This is a genomic window from Streptomyces sp. CoH27 (assembly GCF_020181035.1).
In the GTDB taxonomy this organism is placed as follows: Bacteria; Actinomycetota; Actinomycetes; order Streptomycetales; family Streptomycetaceae; genus Streptomyces; species Streptomyces camelliae.
In genome coordinates, this window is record NZ_JAIQYY010000011.1 from 337,568 (window position 1) to 358,413 (window position 20,846).

The 20,846-nt window shown below is 71.8% G+C and carries 17 protein-coding genes and 2 rRNA genes; 5 read left to right on the top strand and 14 right to left on the bottom strand.

Annotated features, from left to right (window positions below):
* Positions 1-330: 330 nt before the first annotated feature.
* From LE548_RS20895 to LE548_RS20905, 3 genes are read left to right on the top strand one after another with little or no spacing between them, the layout of a single operon-like run.
* Positions 331-2,133: a glycoside hydrolase family 15 protein gene (locus tag LE548_RS20895; RefSeq protein ID WP_225098450.1), complete on the top strand. Its 1,803-nt coding sequence runs from the start codon at positions 331-333 to the stop codon at positions 2,131-2,133.
* A 49-nt stretch (positions 2,134-2,182) separates the two neighbouring features.
* Positions 2,183-3,517 carry an FAD-binding oxidoreductase gene (locus LE548_RS20900; RefSeq protein WP_225098421.1) on the top strand — a complete coding sequence of 445 codons (1,335 nt, stop codon included), beginning with the start codon at positions 2,183-2,185 and terminating at the stop codon, positions 3,515-3,517.
* A 44-nt stretch (positions 3,518-3,561) separates the two neighbouring features.
* Positions 3,562-5,208 (top strand): PucR family transcriptional regulator, encoded by a 1,647-nt coding sequence (locus LE548_RS20905; RefSeq protein WP_225098422.1) that lies wholly within the window; start codon positions 3,562-3,564, stop codon positions 5,206-5,208.
* A 9-nt stretch (positions 5,209-5,217) separates the two neighbouring features.
* On the opposite strand, the gene LE548_RS20910 is transcribed toward LE548_RS20905, so the two are convergent.
* The 6 genes from LE548_RS20910 to LE548_RS20935 form a co-directional block, all read right to left on the bottom strand.
* Complete coding sequence (locus LE548_RS20910) at positions 5,218-6,354, bottom strand: glycosyltransferase family 4 protein (protein WP_225098423.1); 1,137 nt, start codon at positions 6,352-6,354, stop codon at positions 5,218-5,220.
* A gap of 271 nt (positions 6,355-6,625) precedes the next feature.
* The gene (locus LE548_RS20915) at positions 6,626-7,372 is read right to left on the bottom strand and encodes a hypothetical protein (protein ID WP_225098424.1); all 747 of its coding nucleotides are present in this window, start codon (positions 7,370-7,372) and stop codon (positions 6,626-6,628) included.
* A gap of 42 nt (positions 7,373-7,414) precedes the next feature.
* The gene (recN, locus tag LE548_RS20920) at positions 7,415-9,157 is read right to left on the bottom strand and encodes a DNA repair protein RecN (RefSeq protein ID WP_225098425.1); all 1,743 of its coding nucleotides are present in this window, start codon (positions 9,155-9,157) and stop codon (positions 7,415-7,417) included.
* A 39-nt stretch (positions 9,158-9,196) separates the two neighbouring features.
* Positions 9,197-10,114: an NAD kinase gene (locus LE548_RS20925; RefSeq protein WP_225098426.1), complete on the bottom strand. Its 918-nt coding sequence runs from the start codon at positions 10,112-10,114 to the stop codon at positions 9,197-9,199.
* Positions 10,111-10,926 carry a TlyA family RNA methyltransferase gene (locus LE548_RS20930; RefSeq protein ID WP_225098427.1) on the bottom strand — a complete coding sequence of 272 codons (816 nt, stop codon included), beginning with the start codon at positions 10,924-10,926 and terminating at the stop codon, positions 10,111-10,113. The genes LE548_RS20925 and LE548_RS20930 overlap by 4 nt, the downstream gene beginning before the upstream one ends.
* Positions 10,927-10,990: 64 nt before the next feature.
* Positions 10,991-11,278, bottom strand: a complete 288-nt coding sequence (locus LE548_RS20935; protein ID WP_225098428.1) for a hypothetical protein — start codon at positions 11,276-11,278, stop codon at positions 10,991-10,993.
* A gap of 42 nt (positions 11,279-11,320) precedes the next feature.
* Here LE548_RS20935 and LE548_RS20940 point away from each other — a divergent pair, with 42 nt between their 5' ends.
* Complete coding sequence (locus LE548_RS20940) at positions 11,321-11,668, top strand: sterol-binding protein (RefSeq protein WP_225098429.1); 348 nt, start codon at positions 11,321-11,323, stop codon at positions 11,666-11,668.
* A 35-nt stretch (positions 11,669-11,703) separates the two neighbouring features.
* Here the strand turns inward: LE548_RS20940 and LE548_RS20945 are convergent, their stop codons facing one another.
* The 4 genes from LE548_RS20945 to LE548_RS20960 form a co-directional block, all read right to left on the bottom strand.
* On the bottom strand, positions 11,704-12,561 hold the full coding sequence (locus tag LE548_RS20945; protein WP_225098451.1) for an ABC transporter ATP-binding protein: 858 nt from the start codon (positions 12,559-12,561) through the stop codon (positions 11,704-11,706).
* Positions 12,562-12,566: 5 nt separating this feature from the next.
* Positions 12,567-13,586 carry an iron chelate uptake ABC transporter family permease subunit gene (locus LE548_RS20950; protein WP_225098430.1) on the bottom strand — a complete coding sequence of 340 codons (1,020 nt, stop codon included), beginning with the start codon at positions 13,584-13,586 and terminating at the stop codon, positions 12,567-12,569.
* A gap of 71 nt (positions 13,587-13,657) precedes the next feature.
* Positions 13,658-14,701, bottom strand: a complete 1,044-nt coding sequence (locus LE548_RS20955; RefSeq protein ID WP_225098431.1) for an iron ABC transporter permease — start codon at positions 14,699-14,701, stop codon at positions 13,658-13,660.
* 54 nt (positions 14,702-14,755) lie between these two features.
* Positions 14,756-15,784 (bottom strand): HAD-IIA family hydrolase, encoded by a 1,029-nt coding sequence (locus LE548_RS20960; protein ID WP_225098432.1) that lies wholly within the window; start codon positions 15,782-15,784, stop codon positions 14,756-14,758.
* A gap of 73 nt (positions 15,785-15,857) precedes the next feature.
* Here LE548_RS20960 and LE548_RS20965 point away from each other — a divergent pair, with 73 nt between their 5' ends.
* Positions 15,858-17,141, top strand: a complete 1,284-nt coding sequence (locus LE548_RS20965) for a DUF1015 domain-containing protein (protein ID WP_225098433.1) — start codon at positions 15,858-15,860, stop codon at positions 17,139-17,141.
* A gap of 82 nt (positions 17,142-17,223) precedes the next feature.
* Here LE548_RS20965 and LE548_RS20970 read toward each other — a convergent pair whose 3' ends face one another.
* From LE548_RS20970 to LE548_RS20985, 4 genes are all read right to left on the bottom strand, one after another.
* Positions 17,224-18,003, bottom strand: coding sequence for a hypothetical protein (locus tag LE548_RS20970; protein WP_225098452.1), 780 nt, complete (start codon positions 18,001-18,003; stop codon positions 17,224-17,226).
* A complete protein-coding gene (locus LE548_RS20975) occupies positions 17,895-18,965 on the bottom strand; it encodes a hypothetical protein (protein ID WP_225098453.1) in 1,071 nt (356 codons plus the stop codon). Before LE548_RS20975 ends, LE548_RS20970 begins: the two co-directional genes overlap by 109 nt.
* A gap of 189 nt (positions 18,966-19,154) precedes the next feature.
* Positions 19,155-19,271 (bottom strand): 5S ribosomal RNA (gene rrf / locus LE548_RS20980).
* Positions 19,272-19,454: 183 nt separating this feature from the next.
* Positions 19,455-20,846: ribosomal RNA gene (locus LE548_RS20985) — 23S ribosomal RNA — on the bottom strand; the annotation flags it as partial.

A 20,846-nucleotide genomic window follows, 5' to 3' on the forward strand; every position in this document is an offset into this window, starting at 1 on the left:
CAGATTCGCGCCGATCACATGGTCATCACCCGGTGATCACTCGTTCGGCCCACACGGGTTGCCGGGAGCGGCACGCAGATCATCGGGGTGCGTCGTATCCTGCTCGGACATTCGCTGCCGAGCCCGGCCGGAACGACGGCACACCCCCGCCGGTGACACCCGGAACAACGAGAGCGCGGCAGTTCGTTGAGCATGGACTGTCGTTTTGCCTCAGGGCTCGGCGGGCTGCTTTGCTTCACCGCTCAACAACGCACAACATCGACCCCTTGACCGCATCAGCGACAGCCCCCTGCGCGGGGGTGTGACGTGGCCGTTCGACTGGAGTTGCACGTGGCCGGGCGCATCGAAGACTACGCACTCATCGGAGACATGCAGACCGCCGCACTGGTCTGCCGGGACGGCACGGTGGACTGGCTGTGCCTGCCCCGCTTCGACTCGCATGCCGTCTTCGCCGGCCTGCTGGGCACCGAGGAGCACGGCTTCTGGCGGCTCGGCCCGGCGCACGCGGCCGACGCCAAGCCGCCGACGGCCTCCCGACGCGGCTACCGCGGCGACTCGCTGATCCTGGAGTCGGAGTGGGACACCCCGCGCGGCACGGTCCGGGTGACCGACTTCATGCCCCCGCGTGACGGCGCGCCGCAGCTGATCCGGATCGTCGAGGGTGTCACCGGCCGGGTCCCGATGCGCTCCGCGCTGCGGATGCGGTTCTCCTACGGCCGGGTGGTGCCCTGGGTGCACAAGCACGAGGGCCGTACGGTGGCCGTCGCCGGACCGGACTCGGTGTGGTTCGACACGGACACCGAGACCTACGGAAAGTCGCTGACGACGTACTCCGACTTCACGGTCGCCCCGGGTGACCGGATCGCGTTCACCATCTCGTGGCAGCCCTCGCACAAGGAGCCCCCGCCGCTGCCGGAGCCGGAGGCCTCGCTGGAGGCGACGGAGGAGTTCTGGCACGAATGGGTGGAGCACTGTACGTACCACGGGCCGTACCGCGAAGCGGTGATCCGCTCGCTGATCACCCTGAAGGCGCTGACGTACGCCCCCACCGGCGGCATCGTCGCCGCGCCCACGACCTCCCTGCCGGAGGACATCGGCGGCGTCCGTAACTGGGACTACCGCTACACCTGGCTGCGCGACGCCGCGATCACCCTGTCGTCGCTGCTGCGCACCGGCTACCGCGAGGAAGCCCGCGCCTGGCGCGAATGGCTGCTGCGCGCGGTCGCCGGCGACCCGGAGAACCTGCAGATCATGTACGGCATCGCCGGTGAGCGCGAGCTGGGCGAGGCCGAGCTGGACTGGCTGCCGGGCTACGAGAACTCGGCCCCGGTCCGGGTCGGCAACGGCGCCGCGCACCAGCTCCAGCTGGACGTGTACGGCGAGGTCACCGAGGCCCTGCACCTGGGGCACATGACGGGCCTGGCCCGCAGCGACTACGCCTCGCTGCTCCAGCTGAAGCTGATCCGCTATCTGGAGGACCACTGGCAGGAGCCGGACGAGGGCATCTGGGAGGTGCGCGGCCCGCGCCGGCACTTCGTGCACTCCAAGGTGATGGCCTGGGTCGCCGTCGACCGCACGATCAAGCTGATCGAGTCCGGGGACGCGGACGGCCCGCTGGAGCGCTGGAAGGAGCTGCGCGACGACATCCACCGGGACGTGTGCGAGAAGGGCTACGACAAGGAGCGCAACACCTTCACCCAGTCCTACGGCTCCCAGGAGCTGGACGCCTCGCTGCTGCTGATCCCCCAGATGGGCTTCCTGCCGCCGGACGACAAGCGGGTGATCGGCACGATCGAGGCCATCCAGCGCGAGCTGTCCACCGCGGACGGGTTCATCCTGCGCTACCCCACGGAGGGCGACAACGAGGGCGTCGACGGCCTGCCGGGCGACGAGGGCGCCTTCCTGGCCTGCTCGTTCTGGATGGCGGACGACCTGGCGATGATCGGCCGCGTGGACGAGGCGCGCAAGCTCTTCGAGAAGCTCCTCGACCTGCGCAACGACCTCGGCCTGCTCGCCGAGGAGTGGGACCCGCGCCTGCAGCGCCAGGTCGGCAACTTCCCGCAGGCGTTCAGCCACGTGCCACTGATCGACACGGCACTGCGGCTGACGGCTTCGGGAGCCTACGGCGGCTGAGCGATCCGCCTAGGCTGAACAGCAGCACCCTGCTCGGAAGGGGGCTGCCATGGCTTCCCGTTCCACAGCCCACAGAGCCCTCGCCGCGCTCCGCGAGGATCTGGCCGGCGAGGTGTTCGCCCCGGGCGACCCGGGCTACGACGAGGCCCGGGCCGTCGTCAACGCGAGGATCGACCGGCGTCCGGCCGTGATCGCGCAGTGCGCGGACGCGGCCGACGTGGTCCGGGCGGTGCGCTTCGCCCGTGGCCTGGACCTGCACATCGCGGTCCGCGGCGGCGGGCACGGGCTGGCGGGCACCCTGGTCGACGGCGCGCTGGTGGTGGATCTGCGCAGGATGCGCGCGGTCGTCGTCGACCCGGCGGCCGAGGCGGTCCGGGTCGAGGGCGGGGCCACGATGAGCGACCTGGACCGGGCGCTGCGGCCCTACGGCCTCGCGGCCTCCGGATGCCACGCCCCGGGCGCGGGAGTCGCCGGCTCCGTCCTCGGCGGCGGCACCGGCCGGCTGGACCGCGTCTTCGGGCTCGCCGTCGACGACCTCATCGGTGTGGAGCTGGTGACCGCCGACGCCGAGCGGGTGCACGCGAACGCCGACGAGAACCCGGAGCTGTTCTGGGCGCTGCACGGCGCGGGCGGCAACTTCGGGGTGGCGACGGCGCTCACCCTGGAGGTGCACGAACTGCCCGAGTTCTCGGTCGCGCTGCCGCTGTACCCGCTGGAGTCCGGCCCGGACGTGGTCCGCACCTTCCGCGAGCTGATCCGCACCGGTCCACACGAGCTGGGCGGGGCCGTGCTGTACCTGGCCGGTCCGCCGGCGCGGTGCGGTGCCCTGCTGACGTACGCGGGCGGTGAGCGCGGCCTGCGTGAGCTCGCCGCGCCCCTGCTGGCCCTGCCGCACGAGACGGAGCTGTGCGGTGCCCAGGCGCTGGAGCTGCCGTACCCGCCTGCCGGACTGCGCGGCGACGGGTCGGCGGAGTGCCTGGACGGTCTGCCCGACGCGGCCGTGGACGTCCTCTGCGCCCGCGCGGCGGACATGCCGGTGCCGAGCGCGGGCCGGCTCACGCTCCTTCCGCTCGGCGGCGCGATCGCCACCGGCCCCCGCGCCTACCCGGTGCCGTACCGGGACGCGCTGTGGACCGTGCACCCCTTCGCCTGCTGGGCGGACCCCGCCGCCGACGAACCGAACCGGGCCTGGGTGCGGGACGTGTGCGCCGGCGTACGGCCCTGGAGCACCGGGGACGTCTGCCTCACCCTCATCGGTGACGAGGGCCCCGAGCGGGTCCGGGCGGGCCTCGGCGCCGGGAACACGCTGCGCCTGGAGAAGGTCAAGCGGGCGTACGACCCCGACAACGTCTTCCGGTTCAACCACACCGTCAAGCCGGTGTGACCCGGAGCTGTCCTGAGAACGTTCCCGCAGGTAGCGTCCGCTGCATGGACAGCCGTACGGACCACCGACTCGACACCCAGGGCGCCGGTATCACCGTGCAGCGGGCCCTTGAGCTGCCCGGACTGCGCAGCGGACTGCCGGAGATCATGGCGGGTGCCGACCGGCTGGGGCGGACCGTGCGCTGGGTGCACGCGGGCGAAGTGCCGAACATCGCCTCGCTGCTCAAGGGCGGCGAACTGCTGCTCACCACGGGCTACGGCCTCGGCACCCGCCCGGCCGAGCAGCGGGCGTTCGTGCGCACGCTCGCCGAGCGCGGGATCGCCGCCCTGGTGGTGGAGCTGGGCCCGCGCTTCACCCGGCTGCCCGCGGCCCTCGTGGACACCGCCCGCGCCGCCGGGCTGCCGCTGGTCCAGCTGCACCGCGAAGTGCCGTTCGTGACGGTGACCGAGGAGATCCACACCGAGATCGTCAACGGCCACTACGCGCTTCTCCAGCGCGCCGAGGAGGTGCACCGCCGCTGCACCGAGGCCCTGCTGGGCGGTGGCGGGGTGCCGCAGGTGCTGGGCATTCTGGCGGACTTCAGCGGCAACCCGGTGTTCCTGGAGACCGCCGACGCCCGGCTGCTGTACGCCGCCGGGGAAGGGCCCGAGGGCGCGGATCCGCTCCAGGTGTGGGAGGGGCTGCGCGGCCCGCACAAGGAGGCACCGCCGCCCGCCGGTTCAGTGCTCGTGGACGTGCCCGGCGGCGGCCTGGGTACGGCGGGCTCGGTGCGCGCCCGGCTCGTGCTGCTGCCGGTGCGCTCACCGCTGGCGCCGGTGCACCGGATCGCCGCCGAGCGGGCCGCGGGCATCCTGGCCGTGGTGCTGATGCAGGCCCGGCAGGAGGAGGAGCTCGCGGCGCGCGGACGCGGTGACTTCCTCACCGATCTCGCCGAGGGCCGCATCTCGGCGCAGGACGCCCCGGCGCAGGCCCGGGTGCTCGGCTTCAAGCCCGGCGACAGCCCGCTGCTGCCGGTGGTGATGCGGATGGGCGACTCCCTTTCCCCGGGCGGGGGCTGGGCGGTGCTGGCGCGGGCGGTCTCGGAGGAGCTGGCCGCAGTGGGGGTGCCGGTGCTGTTGGGTGTGCGGCCGGTGGAGGGCCGGGTGCTGGTGCTGCTGGGGCTGCGCGCGGAGCCGGAGCGGGCGGCGGTCGCGGACCGGGTGGCGGCGGCGCTCCGGGCAGGGGTGGAGCGGGCCGGGATGCGCCGGCCGGGCTCGCCGCCGCCGGTCGTGGTGGTCGGCGTGGCGGGCGGCTGGGCGGCCGCGTCGGCGGGCCTGCGGCACGCGGCGGAGACGGCGACGGCGGCCCAGGGGCTCACGGACCGCCCCTGGTACGACGCCCGGCGCCTCGACATCGACCTCCTCCTGTGGCGGCTGCGCGACCACCCGGACCTCGCCGCGTTCGTGGACCGCGCGATCGGCCCGCTGCGCGACCACGACCGCCGCTCCAGGCCGCCGCTGCTGCCGACCCTGGAGACGTACCTGGCACACGCAGGGCGCAAGGCGGAGACGGCCCGCGAGCTGCATCTGAACCGGCAGACCCTCTACAACCGCCTCGCCCGCATCGGCGAGTTGCTCGGCACCGACCTCGACGACCCGCAGACGGTCCTGGCGTTGAGCCTCGCGCTGCGCGCCCGCCGCCACGTGCCGTAGGGGACCCGCTCAGGCCAGCGGCCGGGGCTGCGTCAACTCGTCGTAGACGCTGAGCACTTGGGCGACCGTCTCGTCCTCGGTCGGCCAGCCGGCCGCCTGCCGCACCCCCGCCTCCCGCAGCTCCTGGCACCGCTCCGGGTCGGCGAGGAGGTGGACGACGGTGCCGGCGAGCGCCTCCGGGTCGCCGTACGGAACGAGTGCGGCCGCGTCGCCGACGAGGTCGGGGATGCCGCCGACCCGGGTCGCGACGAGCGGCACGCGCGCGTAGAGCGCCTCCTGGGCGAGGACGGAGCGCGACTCCCAACTGCTCGTCAGCAGCGCCAGATCGGCGGCGGCGAGCAGTTCGGGCACGTCCTCGCGGCGGCCGATGAGCCGCACCGGAAGCTCCTCGTCCTCGATCCGCCGCGTCAGCTGCGGGCGCAGCGGCCCCTCCCCCGCGATCACGACCTGCGGGACGGGATCCAGCTGCCGCCAGGCGCGGGCGGCGTCGAGCAGGACGTCGTAGCCGCGGTGCCGGTCGAGGGAGCCGACCGCGATGAGCAACGGGCGTCCGGTGGCACCGAGTTCGGCCCGGATCTTGGCACGCAGCCGGTCGGGGTCGTCGCGGTCGGCGGGCGTGCTCGGTCCGGGCAGGCCGGCGGCGGCCAGCCGGGCGTCCCGCGCCCCCGTCCGCCGGGCCCGGTCCACCAGATCGGAGCTGGTGCCGAGGACGACGGCCGCGGTGCGCACCACGCGCCGTTCCAGCAGCCGCAGCATGTGCGCCCGCGGGCCCTCCGCGCGGGCCCGGTCGTGCCAGGTGACCACCAGCGGGGTGCGCCGGCCGCTGAGCGCGAGCACCGCCCGGAAGGAGGCGTGCAGCCCGTGCGCGTGCACCAGGTCGGCGCCCGCGCAGGCGGCCCGGAGCGCGGCCACCGAGACGGGGTCGCTGCTGCGCGGCACGTGCACGTGCTCGGCTCCGGCGCCGGTGAAGTCGTAGATGCGGTCGGCCTCGACGGGGGCGCACACCGTGACCCGCACGCCCCGCGCGACCAGCCCCTCGGCCAGGGAGCGCACGTGCGCGCTGCTGCCGGCGTTGCCTCCGCCCAGCACCTGCACGGTGCGCAGCGGCGACTGGCCGTGCGGCGCGTTGCTGCTCAGGGGGCTCACGGGGCCGGGGCTCCTGGTTCGACGTGGGCGGTCACGAGGAAACGTACAGAAGGTAGCGGGCTCAGGGGGGTGGAAGGACGTACTCCCCGCACCCCTCCCGCACGGACCGGGTGCCCTCAAGCATGCCAGGCGGAACGGCCGTTACGGGAAATCCGGCGGGCGCACAGCGCGGTGAGCCGGGGGCAATACGCCGGAGCACGTCACCCACAAGGGTGAAGGAAACCCCGGCACGGCCGAGCCCCGTGCGAGCGCATACGGGGAGGTCAGACGCTCACAGCGCCCGCGCCCAAGCGCTCACCCGGTCCCCGTGCACGGCGGCGGCCACGACCGCGACGGCGTGCGCGAGCAGCCCCGCGCGCCGGTTGCCCGCCACGACGGCCGCCCCCAGCGCGGCACCGAGGGCGTGCGCCCCCGTGTCCCCGATCATGGCGCGCTCGCCGAGGTCGTCGGGCAGCACGGCCGCAGCGCCGCCCATCGCGACGGCGGCCAGCTCACCGCCCGGCCCCTCGCGCAGCAGCCCCGGCGCCCCGAGCGCCAGCACCGCGCCGAGCGCCCGTCCCGGCCGTACATCGACCAGGTTGACGAAGTGGGCGGTCCCCGCGATCACGATCCCGGCGAGCACCTTGTCCGGCGGCCGCTCCTTCAGCAGCGCGCCCGCGACGAGCCCGGCGGCCGATATCCCGAACAACTTGACGGCACCGCTGGTGACTTCGCCGTCCCGCAGGGCCTTCAGGTGCGCCCGGAACCCACGCCGATGATCCCCCGCGACATCGTCGTACGCCCCGCACACCCCGGCGGCCAGCACGGCGAGCCCGGCCCCGGGATGCACCCGCGCGGCAGCGACGGCCGTACCCAGCGCCGAGGCGGGCCCGGCATACAGGTCGACCGTCCGCCCGGCGTAGTTCTTCCGCTCCCAACGCACGGCTCTCCCGGGCAGGCCGGTGCGCAGGAACGCGAAACCGGCCCGGGTGAGCGCGGCGGACAGCAGGAAGGAGCGGGACTTTCGGGTGCCGGTCATCCCGCCACCCTAGTTCCCGTCAGAGATCCGCCCGTGTTCCCGTCAGAGATCCGCCCGTGCCGTCGCCAGCAGTTCCTCGGCGTGGGCGCGGGCCGTCTCGGAGTCCTCCTGGCCGGCCAGCATGCGGGACAGTTCCCGGATCCGTTCCTCGCCCTCCAGGACCTTCACGCCGGACCGGGTGACGGACCCGTCGTTGGTCTTCTCGACCAGCAGCTGCCGGTCGGCGAACGCGGCGACCTGGGGCAGGTGGGTGACGACGACGACCTGCGCGGACTTGGCGAGCTTCGCCAGCCGCCGCCCGATCTCGACCGCGGCCTTGCCGCCGACACCGGCGTCGACCTCGTCGAAGAGGTACGTCGGCACCGGGTCGGTGCCCGCGAAGACGACCTCCACCGCCAGCATCACGCGGGACAGCTCACCACCGGAGGCGCCCTTGGCGATGGGCCGCGGCGGGGCACCCGGGTGCGGGGCGAGGAGCAGTTCGACCTCGTCCGCGCCCGACGGACCGTAGGCGACCGGCCGGCCGCCGACCTCGACGCCGTCGGGGTCCTCGGTCTGCCGGATGTCGAAGGACACGCGCGCGTGGGGCATCGCCAGCGAGGCCAGCTCGGCGGTCACCGCGGCGGCGAACCGCTCGGCCGCCTCCGTCCGCGCGTCCGTCAGCGCCTGTGCGAGACCGCCCAGTTCGGTACGGAGCGCGTCCCGCTCGGCGGCCAGCTCCCCGATCCGCTCGTCGTCGCCGTCCAGCTCGGTCAGCCGCGCGGCGCTCCGCTCGGCCCACGCCAGCACGGCGTCGATGTCGTCGCCGTACTTGCGCGTGAGGGCGTTGAGAGCCGCCCGGCGCTCCTCCACGACCGCCAGCCGCAGCGGGTCGGCGTCGAGATCGTCGGCGTACCCCGCCAGCTCACCGGCGACGTCCCCGAGCAGGATCCCGATCTCCCCGATCCGGTCGGCCAGCGCGGCCAGCGCGGGATCGTGGGCGCGTACGGCCTCCAGGGCCCGGTGCGCGCCCGCGACGAGGGTCGAGGCGTCGATTCCCTCGGGGTCCTCGGGATTGCCCGCGAGAGCGGCGTGCGCGGCCGTCGCGGCGGACGACAGCGCCTCGGCGTGCCCCAGCCGCTCGGCCTCCTCGGCCAGCTCCACGTCCTCCCCGGCCCGCGGCTCGACGCCGGCGATCTCATCGAGGCCGTAGCGCAGCATGTCGGCTTCCTGCGCCCGCTCACGCGCGCGCGTGGTGATCTCCTCCAGCTCGGCGGCAACGGCCCGCAGCCGCCGGTAGGCCTCGGCATACTTCGCCAGCGGTACGGCGACGGCGTCCCCCGCGTACCGGTCCAGCGCCTGCCGCTGCCGGGACAGCTTCAGCAGCCCCTGCTGATCGGTCTGCCCGTGCACGGCCACCAGCTCGTCGGCCAGCTCGGCGAGCAGCCCCACGGGCACGCTGCGCCCGCCGACGTGCGCCCGCGAGCGGCCCTCGGCGGAAACGGTACGGCTGATCAGCAGCGCCCCGTCGTCGAGCTCGGCGCCGGCCTCCTCGGCCCGTACGACGACCGGCGCGCCCGAGGGGACGGTGATCCGCCCCTCCACGACCGCCTTCCCGGCCCCGATCCGCACGAGCGCCGGATCCGCCCGCCCGCCGAGCAGCAGCCCCAGGCTGGTGACCACCATGGTCTTGCCCGCACCCGTCTCACCGGTGACGGCGGTGAACCCGGGCGACAGCTCGACGACGGCGTCGTCGATGACCCCGAGCGACCGTATCCGCATCTCCTCCAACACGGAACAGACCATACGAGGTCCGGGGCGGGGAGTGCACACAGGCTGCCTGTCTCACTCCGTCGAGTGGTGAGGCGCCCCCCGCCATCCCGTCGTCGGCAACGCGAATTTCGCCACCAACCGGTCCGTGAACGACGAGTGGTGCAGCCGGGCCAGCCGCACCGGCACCGCCCCCCGCCGCACCTCCACCCGCGCCCCGGGCGGCAGCTCCACGGTCCGCCGCCCGTCGCACCACAGCACCCCCGGCGGGATGTGCGGCAGAACCTCCACGGCCAGCACGGAGTCCGGCGAGGTCACCAGCGGCTTGGCGAACAGCGCGTGCGCGCTGATCGGCACCATCAGCAGCGCCTCCACCTCCGGCCACACCACCGGCCCGCCGGCGGAGAAGGCGTACGCCGTGGACCCGGTCGGCGTGGACAGCACGACACCGTCGCAGCCGAACCCCGTCACCGGGCGCCCGTCGATCTCCAGCACGACTTCCAGCAGCTTCTCGGCGCCGGCCTTCTGCACGGCCGCCTCGTTCAGCGCCCAGTCGGTGTGCACGATGTCCCCGTTGCGGTGCACCACGACGTCGACGGTCATCCGCTCCTCGACCTCGTACGACCGCGCCACCACCCGGTCGACCACCCGATCGAGGTCGTCGCGCTCGGCCTCCGCGAGGAATCCCACCCGTCCGAGGTTGACGCCGAGCATCGGCACCCCGGACGCCCGGGCGAACTCGGCGCCCCGCAGCAGCGTTCCGTCGCCGCCGAGGACGATCAGCAGCTCGCACCCGTCGAGGCAGTCCGGTGTCGCCTCCTTGACCAGCCCCACCTCCTCGGGCAGCGGCAGGTCGCGCGCCTCCTCCTCCAGCACCCGCACCCCGATGCCATGCCGGAGCAGCCCCTTGACGACGAGTTCCGCACTGCGGATCGCCGCGGGCCGCCCGGTGTGGGCGAGCAGGAAAACAGTACGCGCCAGGTTCTGTGTCAACGCGGCCCCTCCGCCACTGCACGGTCGACGTCGGCCGGGTCCAGGCGGGGAGCCCCGGACCGCAGCCAGAGAAAGTACTCGACATTGCCCGAGGGCCCGGGCAGCGGACTCGCGGTGACACCACGCACCCCGAGCCCCAGCTCCCAGGCCTTCTCGGCCACTGCCCGCACGGCCTCCGCCCGCAGCTGCGGACTCCGTACGACACCCCCGCTACCGAGCCGTTCCTTGCCCACTTCGAACTGCGGCTTGACCATCATCACCAGGTCGGCGTCCGGCTTCACGCACCGCTTGAGGGCCGGCAGCACCAGCCCGAGCGGGATGAAGGACAGATCACCCACGACAAGATCCACAGCTTCCCCATCGATCGCGTCGAGCGTCAACTCCCTTACGTTCGTACGATCCTTGACGGTGACGCGTTCATCGTTCTGCAGAGACCAGGCGAGCTGGCCGTAGCCGACGTCCACGGCGACGACGTGCGCGGCGCCCGCGCGCAGCAGCACGTCGGTGAAGCCGCCGGTGGACGCACCGGCGTCCAGCGCGCGCCGGCCCTCGACCACGAGCCCCTGCGGGACGAAGGCCTTGAACGCGCCGGCGAGCTTGTGGCCGCCCCGGGAAACGTAGTCGGGGTCGCTGTCGTCGGCCTGGACGACGATCGCCGCGGCCGTCTCCACCTGCGTGGCCGGCTTGGTCGCCACGGTCCTGCCGACGGTGACCCGCCCGGCGGCGATCAGCTGGCTGGCGTGCTCGCGCGAGCGCGCGAGCTTCCGGCGGACCAGCTCCGCGTCCAGACGACGGCGTGCGACTCCTGCCACGTTCGGTTCAGCTCCTGCTTTTGTTCTCTGTTACGGCCATTCAAAAGGTGTGACCCGAAGGGTCTCATTGGGGGGCGGCGGTCGGGTGACGGGTGGGAGCCGGAGGTCCCGGGCGGGCGTCGAGCGCGGTGAGCGCGTCGCGCAGCCCCCCATGTACATCCTCGTACACCTCGACGTGTCCGTCGGTGGCGAGGTGGTCGGTGTCGGCGAGCCGGTCGAGCTGGGCGTCGACCTCGGCGTTGCCGGTGGGGGCGCGCGGGACGTTCAGGGGGGCGGGCGCGGCCGGATCGTACGCCTCCGCCGCTTCCCGCGCCTCCGCGGGGATCTCCGTCTCCGGTACCGAGTCGCTCATGCCCCGACGCTATCGCGAACCGCTGGGGTACCGTCGGGGGCGATGGCCACGATCGAGGAGTGCCGCGCCGCACTGGGCAAGCTTTCGGACAACATGCAGGGCGCCGAGGGCGACGTCCGGGCGGCCGCCGCCCTGGACCGCTCGGTGACCTGTCACATCACCGACCTGGACGTCACCTTCGTCGGCCGGATGACCAACGGCCGGATCGAGGTGGACGACACCCACCCCGGCCCGCCGCACGACAAGGCGCAGATCAGGCTCGCCATGGCCGGGGACGACCTGGTGGCCCTGGTGGGCGGCGAGCTGAACTTCGCGACCGCCTGGGGCAGAGGCCGGGTGCGGCTGGAGGCGAGCCTGCTGGACCTGTTCCGGCTCAGGAAGCTGCTGTGACCTTCCGGCTCAAGTAGCTGCTGTGACCTTCCGGCTCAGGTAGCTGCTGTGACCCGCGCCTTCCTGGCCGCCGGGACGACGAGCGGGGTGCCCGTCTCCGGGTCGTCGATGATCTGGCAGCGCAGTCCGAAGACCTCCTCGACCAGCTCGGCCGTGACGATGTCGTTCGGGGCACCCTCGGCGACGACCTCGCCGCCGCGCAGGGCGATCAGGTGGGTGGCGTAGCGGGCCGCGTGGTTGAGGTCGTGCAGCACGGCCACCAGCGTGCGCCCCTGCTCCTCGTGCAGCTCGGCGCACAGGTCGAGGACGTCGATCTGGTGCTGGATGTCGAGGTAGGTGGTCGGCTCGTCCAGGAGCAGCAGCGGGGTCTGCTGGGCCAGCGCCATGGCGATCCACACCCGCTGGCGCTGCCCGCCGGACAGCTCGTCGACGTACCGGTCGGCCAGCCCGTCGACCCCGGTCTGCCGCATGGACTCCTGTACGACCCGCTCGTCCTCGGCCGACCACTGGCGCAGCAGGCCCTGGCGCGGGTAGCGGCCGCGGCCCACGAGGTCGGCGACGGTGATGCCGTCGGGCGCGATGGACGACTGCGGCAGCAGGCCGAGGGTCCGGGCGACTTTCTTCGCGGGCATCGACTGGATGACCTGCCCGTCGAGCAGTACCCGGCCCTCGCTGGGCCTGAGCATCCGCGACAGCGCCCGCAGCAGCGTCGACTTGCCGCATGCGTTCGGGCCGACGATCACCGTGAAGGAGTTGTCGGGGATCTCCACCGACAGCTGTTCGGCGATGACGCGCTGGTCGTAGGCGAGGGTGACGTTCTCGGCGGACAGGCGGTTCACAGTGCTCCTCGGGGTGTTCGGGTTCGTGCCGCGCGCATCCGACCCGCCGTGCATGCGCTTCATATCCGGCCCGCCCTGCGCTCGGTGACCAGCAGCCACAGCAGATAGCCGCCGCCGAGGACGCCGGTGACCACGCCGACGGGCAGCTGGTCGGCGCCGAAGAGGCGCTGGGAGGCCCAGTCGGCGGCGACCAGCAGGGCGGCGCCCATGCAGAGGGAGGGCACGAGGTTCGGGCCCGGCGAGCGGGTCAGGCGCCGGGCGAGCTGCGGTGCGGTGAGCGCGACGAAACTGACGGGGCCGGCGGCCGCGGTGGCGGCGGCGGTGAGCAGCACGGCGGAGACCATCAGCACCAGCCGGACGCGCTGCACACGCACCCCGAGGGCGTTCGCGACGTCGTCGCCCATCTCCATCATCCGAAGGCCGCGCGCGTTGGCGAGGACCAGCGGGACGAGGACCGCGCACAGGGCGAGCAGTGGCCAGACCTGGTCCCAGTCCCGGCCGTTGAGGGAGCCTGTCATCCACACGACCGCGCGGGCCGCGTCGACCAGGTCGGCCTTGGTGAGCAGATAGCCGTTGACCGCGGTCGCGATCGTGGAGACACCGATACCGACCAGGACCAGTCGGTATCCGTGCACGCCCTGCTTCCAGGCGAGCAGATAGATGGCGCACCCGGTCACCAGGCCGCCGACCAGCGCACCGAAGGTGACCTGAGCGGAGGTGCCGGACATCAGCACGATCACGACCAGCGCACCGGCCGTCGACCCCTGTGACAGACCGAGGACGTCCGGACTGCCCAGCGGATTGCGGGAGACGGACTGGAACAGCGCACCGCCGAGACCGAGCGAGGCGCCGACCAGCAGACCGACCAGCACGCGCGGCAGCCGCAGCTCGTTCACGATGAAGTCCTGGTACGCGGTGCCGCTCCCGGCGAGGGTCTTCAGCACGTCGGCCGCCGGAATCCCCGCGTCGCCGGTGCCGATCAGCGCGACACCGGCCGCGCAGGCGGCGGCCAGCAGCAGGACGACGACGATCAGGGCACGCGGGTCCACGCGAAGGGAGAACCCGCCGGGAGTGCGCACGGCACGGCTCGCGGTCCGGCTTGTGGACCGGCTCGTGGACCGGCTCGTGGACCGGCTCGTGGAGTGGGTCTTCACAGCTGGGCCGTCCTCCGCCGTCGTACGAGAAAGATGAAGACCGGGCCACCGATCAGAGCGGTGACGATGCCGACCTGGAGCTCCGAGGGACGGGCCACGACCCGGCCGAGGACATCGGCGCCGAGCAGCAGAACGGGCGACAGAACCGTGGCGTACGGCAGGATCCAGCGCAGGTCGGGGCCGGTGAAGGAGCGCACGACGTGCGGCACCATCAGGCCGACGAACACGATCGGGCCGCAGGCGGCGGTCGCGGCACCGCAGAGCACGGTGGCGGCCAGCATGGCGAGCGCACGGGTGCGGCCCAGGTGGGCGCCGAGGGCGCGGGCCGTGTCGTCGCCCATCGCCACGGCGTTCAGCGGCCGGGCCAGCCCGAGCGCGAGGAGCATGCCGGCCGCGAGGAAGGGCAGCACCTGCAGGATGGTGGAGTTCGTGGCCGAGGCCAGCGAACCCACCGTCCAGAAGCGCATCTTGCCCAGGGCCGCGTCGTCCATGATCATCACGGCCTGGAGATAGCCGTACAGGGCCGCGCTGATGGCCGTACCGGCGAGCGCCAGCCGGACCGGGGTGGCGCCCCGGCTGCCGCCGAGGAACCACACCAGCGCGCCGACCGCCGCCGCGCCGAGGAAGGCGAACCACACGTAGCCGGTCAGGCTGGTGACGCCGAGATAGGTGATGGCGGTGACGACGGCGGCCGAGGCACCGGCGTTGATCCCGAGCAGCCCGGGATCGGCCAGCGGATTACGGGTGAGCGCCTGGAGCACGGCACCGGACAGACCGAGCGCGGCACCGGCCAGCAGACCGAGCACCGTGCGCGAGAGCCGCTCGTCCACGACGACGTCGCCGTACGTCCCCCTGTCATGGAACAGGCCGTGCCAGACCTGGTCCGGCGAGAGCGCCTTCGCCCCGATCGCGATGCTCGCCAGGGCGACGAGCACCAGGACCGCGACGGAGAGCAGGAGCCCAAGGGCCCGTACCGCCTTGCGACTTGGGGGCGCGGGGGCGGTCTCCGCGCGCTGTTCCGGAGGACTGTCGACCAACACGAGGTTAGGTTAGCCTACCCTCGCTACCGATCTCGATCCCTGGGTGCGTAAGCGTCACAGTCCGAGACGTGCCAGCGCCTTCCCCCCGTCCAGCTCGCAGGAACCCTCGCCCGCCGCCGTCCAGGCCGCCGCGCACAGCGCCCGCAGGCCGTCCAGCGGCTCGCCGTCACCCTCCAGCTCCAGTCGGTCCGCGCCGGCCGTCGCCGTCCAGCCACCGCAGTGGAAGCCCGCCGTGAGCGGGCCGACCTCCGGCTGCCCGGTGAGCAGCCCGCGCAGATCCGCGTCCACGTACGTCGGCCGGTGCTGCGGCGGCGCGGCCAGCAGCTGGGCGCCGTCGGTGACGCCGGTCAGCACGAGCAGCGAATCGACCCCGCCGTTGAACGCCCCCTCGATGTCCGTGTCCAGCCGGTCCCCGACCACCAGCGGCCGCTTCGCACCGGTACGGATGATCGTCTCCTTGTGCATCGGCGGCAGCGGCTTGCCCGCGACCTGCGGCTCCTTGCCCGTCGCGATCCGCACGACCTCCACCGCCGCCCCGTTGCCCGGCGCGATGCCCCGCCCGCTCGGAATCGTCAGATCCGTGTTGGACGCGAACCACGGCACCCCGCGCGCCACCGCGTACGACGCCTCCGCGAACCGCCCCCAGGTCAGCTCGGGCCCGCCGAACCCCTGCACCACTGCCGCCGGATCGTCGTCCGCCGACTCCACGGGCGTGAGCCCCCGCTCGCGCAGCGCCACCCGCAGCCCCTCACCGCCGATCACCAGCACCCGCGCCCCGGCCGGCACCTGTTCGCTGATCAGGCGCGCCACCGCCTGCGCGGACGTGATGACATCGTCAGCGCCTGTCGGTATGCCCAGCTCCGTGAGGTGCTCGGCCACCGTGTCCGGCGTCCGCAGCGCGTTGTTCGTGATGTACGCCAGATGCATCCCGCCCGCACGCGCCACCGTCAGCGAGTCGACCGCGTGCACGATCGCGTTCCCGCCCGCGTACACCACCCCGTCCAGATCGAGCAGCGCCGTGTCGTACGCCTCGCTCAGGGGCTGCCCACTGCCCTCGGGCCTCGTCCTGACCGCCTGGCTCATTCCACATCGCTCCTCGTTCGATCGCCTTTCCCCCGATCATCCCGCACGCCACTGACACACGTACGATGCCGGGATGAATACCGCAGGTCACTCGGAAGCAAGGGCGCCCCGAGGCCTGGAACTCACGCCGTTCCGAGGCCTTCGCTACGACCCCGAACGGGTCGGCAGCCTCGCCGCCGTCACCTCCCCGCCGTACGACGTCGTCGTACGGCCCGACGGGGTGCACCACCTCCAGTCCGCCGACCCGCACAACATCGTCCGGCTGATCCTGCCCCAGGCCGGCACCCCGAGCGCCGGCACCGAACAGGCGGCCGACACCCTGCGCCGCTGGCTGGCCGAGGGCATCCTCACCGCGGACCCCGAACCCTGCCTGTACGTCTACGAACAGCGGGACGGAGGCGGCATGCTCCAGCGCGGTGTCATCGGCACCCTGCGGATCTCGGAGCCGGCCGAGGGCGTGGTGCTGCCGCACGAGGACGTCATGCCCCCCGTGGTCGCCGACCGCGCGGCTCTGATGCGCGCCACGCGCGCGAACCTGGAACCGCTGCTGCTGACCTACCGCGGCAACGGCACCACCGCCGAGGTGATCGAGCGTACGGCGGAGAAGCCTCCGCTGCTCTCGACGACCACCGAGGACGGCTTCCACCACAGCCTGTGGTCGGTCACCGACCCGGCCGACCTGAGCCGTATCCAGACGGACCTCGCCCGGCACCAGGCCCTCATCGCCGACGGCCACCACCGCTGGGCCACCTACCGGCTCCTCCGCGCGGAACAGCCCTCCCCCGGCCCCTGGGACTACGGCCTGGTGCTCCTCGTCGACACCGCCCGCTACCCGCTGCGCGTCCGCGCCATCCACCGCCTGCTGCACCGCCTGCCGGTCGCGGACGCGCTGACCGCCGTGGAGGGCCTGTTCCGGATACGCCGCCTCGACGTGCCTCTGGCCGACGCCCTGGAGGTGCTCGCGGACGCGACCTGCACGGGCAACGCCTTCCTGCTCGCCGGCGACGGCGCCTTCCACCTGCTCGACCGCCCGGACCCGGACCTGCTGGCCCGCACGATCCCGGCCGACCGCCCCACCGCCTGGCGCTCCCTGGACGCCACGGTCCTGCACGCCACGCTCCTCGACCACGTCTGGCACATCCCCGAGGACTCACCCGCCGACATCGCCTACATCCACGACACGGCCGCGACGGTCACCAAGGCGGAACGCGACGGCGGAACGGCCGTCCTGATGCACCCCGTCCGCGAGGAGGTCGTACGCGACCTGGCCCGCCAGGGCGTGACCATGCCCCGCAAATCGACGTCGTTCGGCCCCAAGCCGGCGTCGGGACTGGTGCTTCGGGCGCTGGAGATCTGAGCCGACGGCATACAGGCATGCAGCGGCATACAAAAAGAGGGCAGGCTCCGTGAGGAGCCTGCCCTCTTCTCAGTGACGGACGTCAGTCCTTGTCGTCGTCCTTGTCAGCGTCGTCAGCGTCGTTGTCGTCGTCCTCCTCGGAGACGTGCGCGGACGACTCGGTGCCACCCTCGGTCCCGGTCTCGTCCAGGGCGTCGACGAACTCCACGCCGTCCAGCTCGGCAAGCCGGTCCGAGGCGTCCGTACTGCCGTCCCGGTCGGCCTCGACGGCCTTGGCGAACCAGTCCCGCGCCTCGCCTTCCCGGCCGGCGGCCAGCAGAGCGTCGGCGTACGCGTAGCGCAGGCGCGCGGTCCACGGCTGCACCGAGTTGGACGCCAGCTCGGGGCTCTGCAGGGTCACGATGGCCGCGTCCAGCTGGTCCATGTCACGCCGGGCGCCGGCCGCGACGAGCCGCATCTCGACCTGACCGGCCTTGTCCAGCTTGTGCACCTCCGGGGCGCCGGCCATGTCCAGCGCCTTCTCCGGCCGCCCGAGCCCACGCTCGCAGTCGGCCATCACCGGCCACAGCTCCACGCTGCCGGTCATCCGGCGCGCGGCACGGAACTCGGCCAGGGCCTCGCTGTACTTCTGGTTGGCGTACGCGGCGAACCCGGCCGCCTCGCGTACGGCGGCCACGCGGGACGCCAGGCGCAGGGCCACCCTGGAGTAGCCGTACGCGCCCTCGGGGTCCTCGTCGATGAGCCGCGCGACCATCACCAGGTTCCTGGCGACATCGTCGGCGAGCGTCTTGGGCAGGCTCTGCAGCTCCTGACGAACGTCCTTGTCGATCTCGTCGCCGGTGACGTCCTCCGGGATCGGCAGCCGCTTGATCGGCTCGCGGTCGCGGTCCCGGTCACGGTCGCGCTCATCGCGGAAGCGGCCACCGCCACGGCGGTCGTCACGGCGCCCGTAGCCACCGCGGTCGTCGTCACGCCGGAAACCACCGGGCCGCCCACCGCGGTCGTCCCGCCGCGGCCCACGGCCACCACGCTCGTCCCGGCCCCGGAACCCGCCGCGGTCACCACGCTCACCGCGCTCAGCGCGGTCGCCTTCCCGCCGGAAGCCGCCACGGTCCTCACCACGCCGGTCGTCCCGACGGTCGTCCCTCCGGTCATCGCGTCGCACGTAACTGCCACGCTCGTCGTCGCGGCGGAAGGCCGGCCGGTCGCCACCGCGGTCGTCACGACGGAAGCCCCGGTCGTCGCGGCGGTCGTCACGACGCGGCCCACGGTCACGGTCGTCCCGCTGGAACGCCGGACGCGGACCCCGGTCACGACGCTCACCATAACCACCACCACGACGGTCGTCGCGGCGGTCATCGCGCCGGTCGTCACGGCGGCCGTAGCCACCGCGGTCGCCGTAGCCGCCGCCACGGCTGTCATCGCGGCGCCCATAGCCGCCACGGTCGGTACCACGACGGTCGTCGTCGCGGCGGAAGGCCGGCCGGTCGCCACCGCGGTCGTCACGACGGAAGCCCCGGTCGTCGCGGCGGTCGTCACGACGCGGCCCACGGTCACGGTCGTCCCGCTGGAACGCCGGACGCGGACCCCGGTCACGACGCTCACCATAACCACCACCACGGCGGTCATCGCGCCGGTCGTCACGGCGGTCATCGCGCCGGTCGTCACGGCGGTCATCGCGCCGGTCGTCACGGCGGTCATCGCGCCGATCGTCACGACGGTCATCACGGCGGCCGTAGCCACCGCGGTCGCCGTACCCGCCGCCACGGCTGTCATCACGCCGACCGTAGCCACCACGGTCACTGCCACGGCGGTCGCTGTCACGGCGGTCCCCGCGGTAGCCGCCACGGTCGCCGCGGTCACCACTGTCCCGTCGCCGCTGGTCGCGCTCCGGTCGGTCGTCGGGAGAGTTGGTGGACATGGTGACTCCTGTCTTCGGTACCGCAAGCATTGTAAAAACAAAAGGACCCCTGGTCCCAGCTGAACGCTGGGACCAGGGGTCCTCCAAAGATTGTTCGGCGGCGTCCTACTCTCCCACAGGGTCCCCCCTGCAGTACCATCGGCGCTGTGAGGCTTAGCTTCCGGGTTCGGAATGTAACCGGGCGTTTCCCTCACGCTATGACCACCGAAACCCTAATGGTTTCGAGCGAACAAGCACACTTTTCTGTTATGCGTTCTACTCAAAGCCGGCAACGGTCGTTGCCTCAGAACTAACACAGTGGACGCGAGCAACTGAGGACAAGCCCTCGGCCTATTAGTACCGGTCACCTCCACCAGTTACCNTCAGAACCAACACAGTGGACGCGAGCAACTGAGGACAAGCCCTCGGCCTATTAGTACCGGTCACCTCCACCAGTTACCTGGCTTCCAGATCCGGCCTATCAACCCAGTCGTCTACTGGGAGCCTTACCCCATCAAGTGGGTGGGAGTCCTCATCTCGAAGCAGGCTTCCCGCTTAGATGCTTTCAGCGGTTATCCCTCCCGAACGTAGCCAACCAGCCATGCCCTTGGCAGAACAACTGGCACACCAGAGGTTCGTCCGTCCCGGTCCTCTCGTACTAGGGACAGCCCTTCTCAAGACTCCTACGCGCACAGCGGATAGGGACCGAACTGTCTCACGACGTTCTAAACCCAGCTCGCGTACCGCTTTAATGGGCGAACAGCCCAACCCTTGGGACCGACTCCAGCCCCAGGATGCGACGAGCCGACATCGAGGTGCCAAACCATCCCGTCGATATGGACTCTTGGGGAAGATCAGCCTGTTATCCCCGGGGTACCTTTTATCCGTTGAGCGACGGCGCTTCCACAAGCCACCGCCGGATCACTAGTCCCGACTTTCGTCCCTGCTCGACCCGTCGGTCTCACAGTCAAGCTCCCTTGTGCACTTACACTCAACACCTGATTGCCAACCAGGCTGAGGGAACCTTTGGGCGCCTCCGTTACCCTTTAGGAGGCAACCGCCCCAGTTAAACTACCCATCAGACACTGTCCCTGATCCGGATCACGGACCCAGGTTAGACATCCAGCACGACCAGACTGGTATTTCAACGACGACTCCACAAACACTGGCGTGCCTGCTTCAAAGTCTCCCAGCTATCCTACACAAGCCGAACCGAACACCAATATCAAACTGTAGTAAAGGTCCCGGGGTCTTTCCGTCCTGCTGCGCGAAACGAGCATCTTTACTCGTAGTGCAATTTCACCGGGCCTATGGTTGAGACAGTCGAGAAGTCGTTACGCCATTCGTGCAGGTCGGAACTTACCCGACAAGGAATTTCGCTACCTTAGGATGGTTATAGTTACCACCGCCGTTTACTGGCGCTTAAGTTCTCAGCTTCGCCCACCCGAAAGTGAGCTAACCGGTCCCCTTAACGTTCCAGCACCGGGCAGGCGTCAGTCCGTATACATCGCCTTACGGCTTCGCACGGACCTGTGTTTTTAGTAAACAGTCGCTTCTCGCTGGTCTCTGCGGCCACCCCCAGCTCACCGAGTAAATCGGATCACCAGGTGTGGCCCCCCTTCTCCCGAAGTTACGGGGGCATTTTGCCGAGTTCCTTAACCATAGTTCACCCGAACGCCTCGGTATTCTCTACCTGACCACCTGAGTCGGTTTAGGGTACGGGCCGCCATGAAACTCGCTAGAGGCTTTTCTCGACAGCATAGGATCATCCACTTCACCACAATCGGCTCGGCATCAGGTCTCAG

Coding starts and splice junctions, on each gene's coding strand:
- LE548_RS20935 (WP_225098428.1), bottom strand. CDS start 11,278: ATGAGCGACTCGGTACCGGAGACGGAGATCCCCGCGGAGGCGCGGGAA.
- LE548_RS20965 (WP_225098433.1), top strand. CDS start 15,858: ATGAATACCGCAGGTCACTCGGAAGCAAGGGCGCCCCGAGGCCTGGAA.
- LE548_RS20940 (WP_225098429.1), top strand. CDS start 11,321: ATGGCCACGATCGAGGAGTGCCGCGCCGCACTGGGCAAGCTTTCGGAC.
- LE548_RS20905 (WP_225098422.1), top strand. CDS start 3,562: ATGGACAGCCGTACGGACCACCGACTCGACACCCAGGGCGCCGGTATC.
- recN (WP_225098425.1), bottom strand. CDS start 9,157: ATGGTCTGTTCCGTGTTGGAGGAGATGCGGATACGGTCGCTCGGGGTC.
- LE548_RS20960 (WP_225098432.1), bottom strand. CDS start 15,784: ATGAGCCAGGCGGTCAGGACGAGGCCCGAGGGCAGTGGGCAGCCCCTG.
- LE548_RS20900 (WP_225098421.1), top strand. CDS start 2,183: ATGGCTTCCCGTTCCACAGCCCACAGAGCCCTCGCCGCGCTCCGCGAG.
- LE548_RS20945 (WP_225098451.1), bottom strand. CDS start 12,561: ATGCACGGCGGGTCGGATGCGCGCGGCACGAACCCGAACACCCCGAGG.
- LE548_RS20915 (WP_225098424.1), bottom strand. CDS start 7,372: ATGACCGGCACCCGAAAGTCCCGCTCCTTCCTGCTGTCCGCCGCGCTC.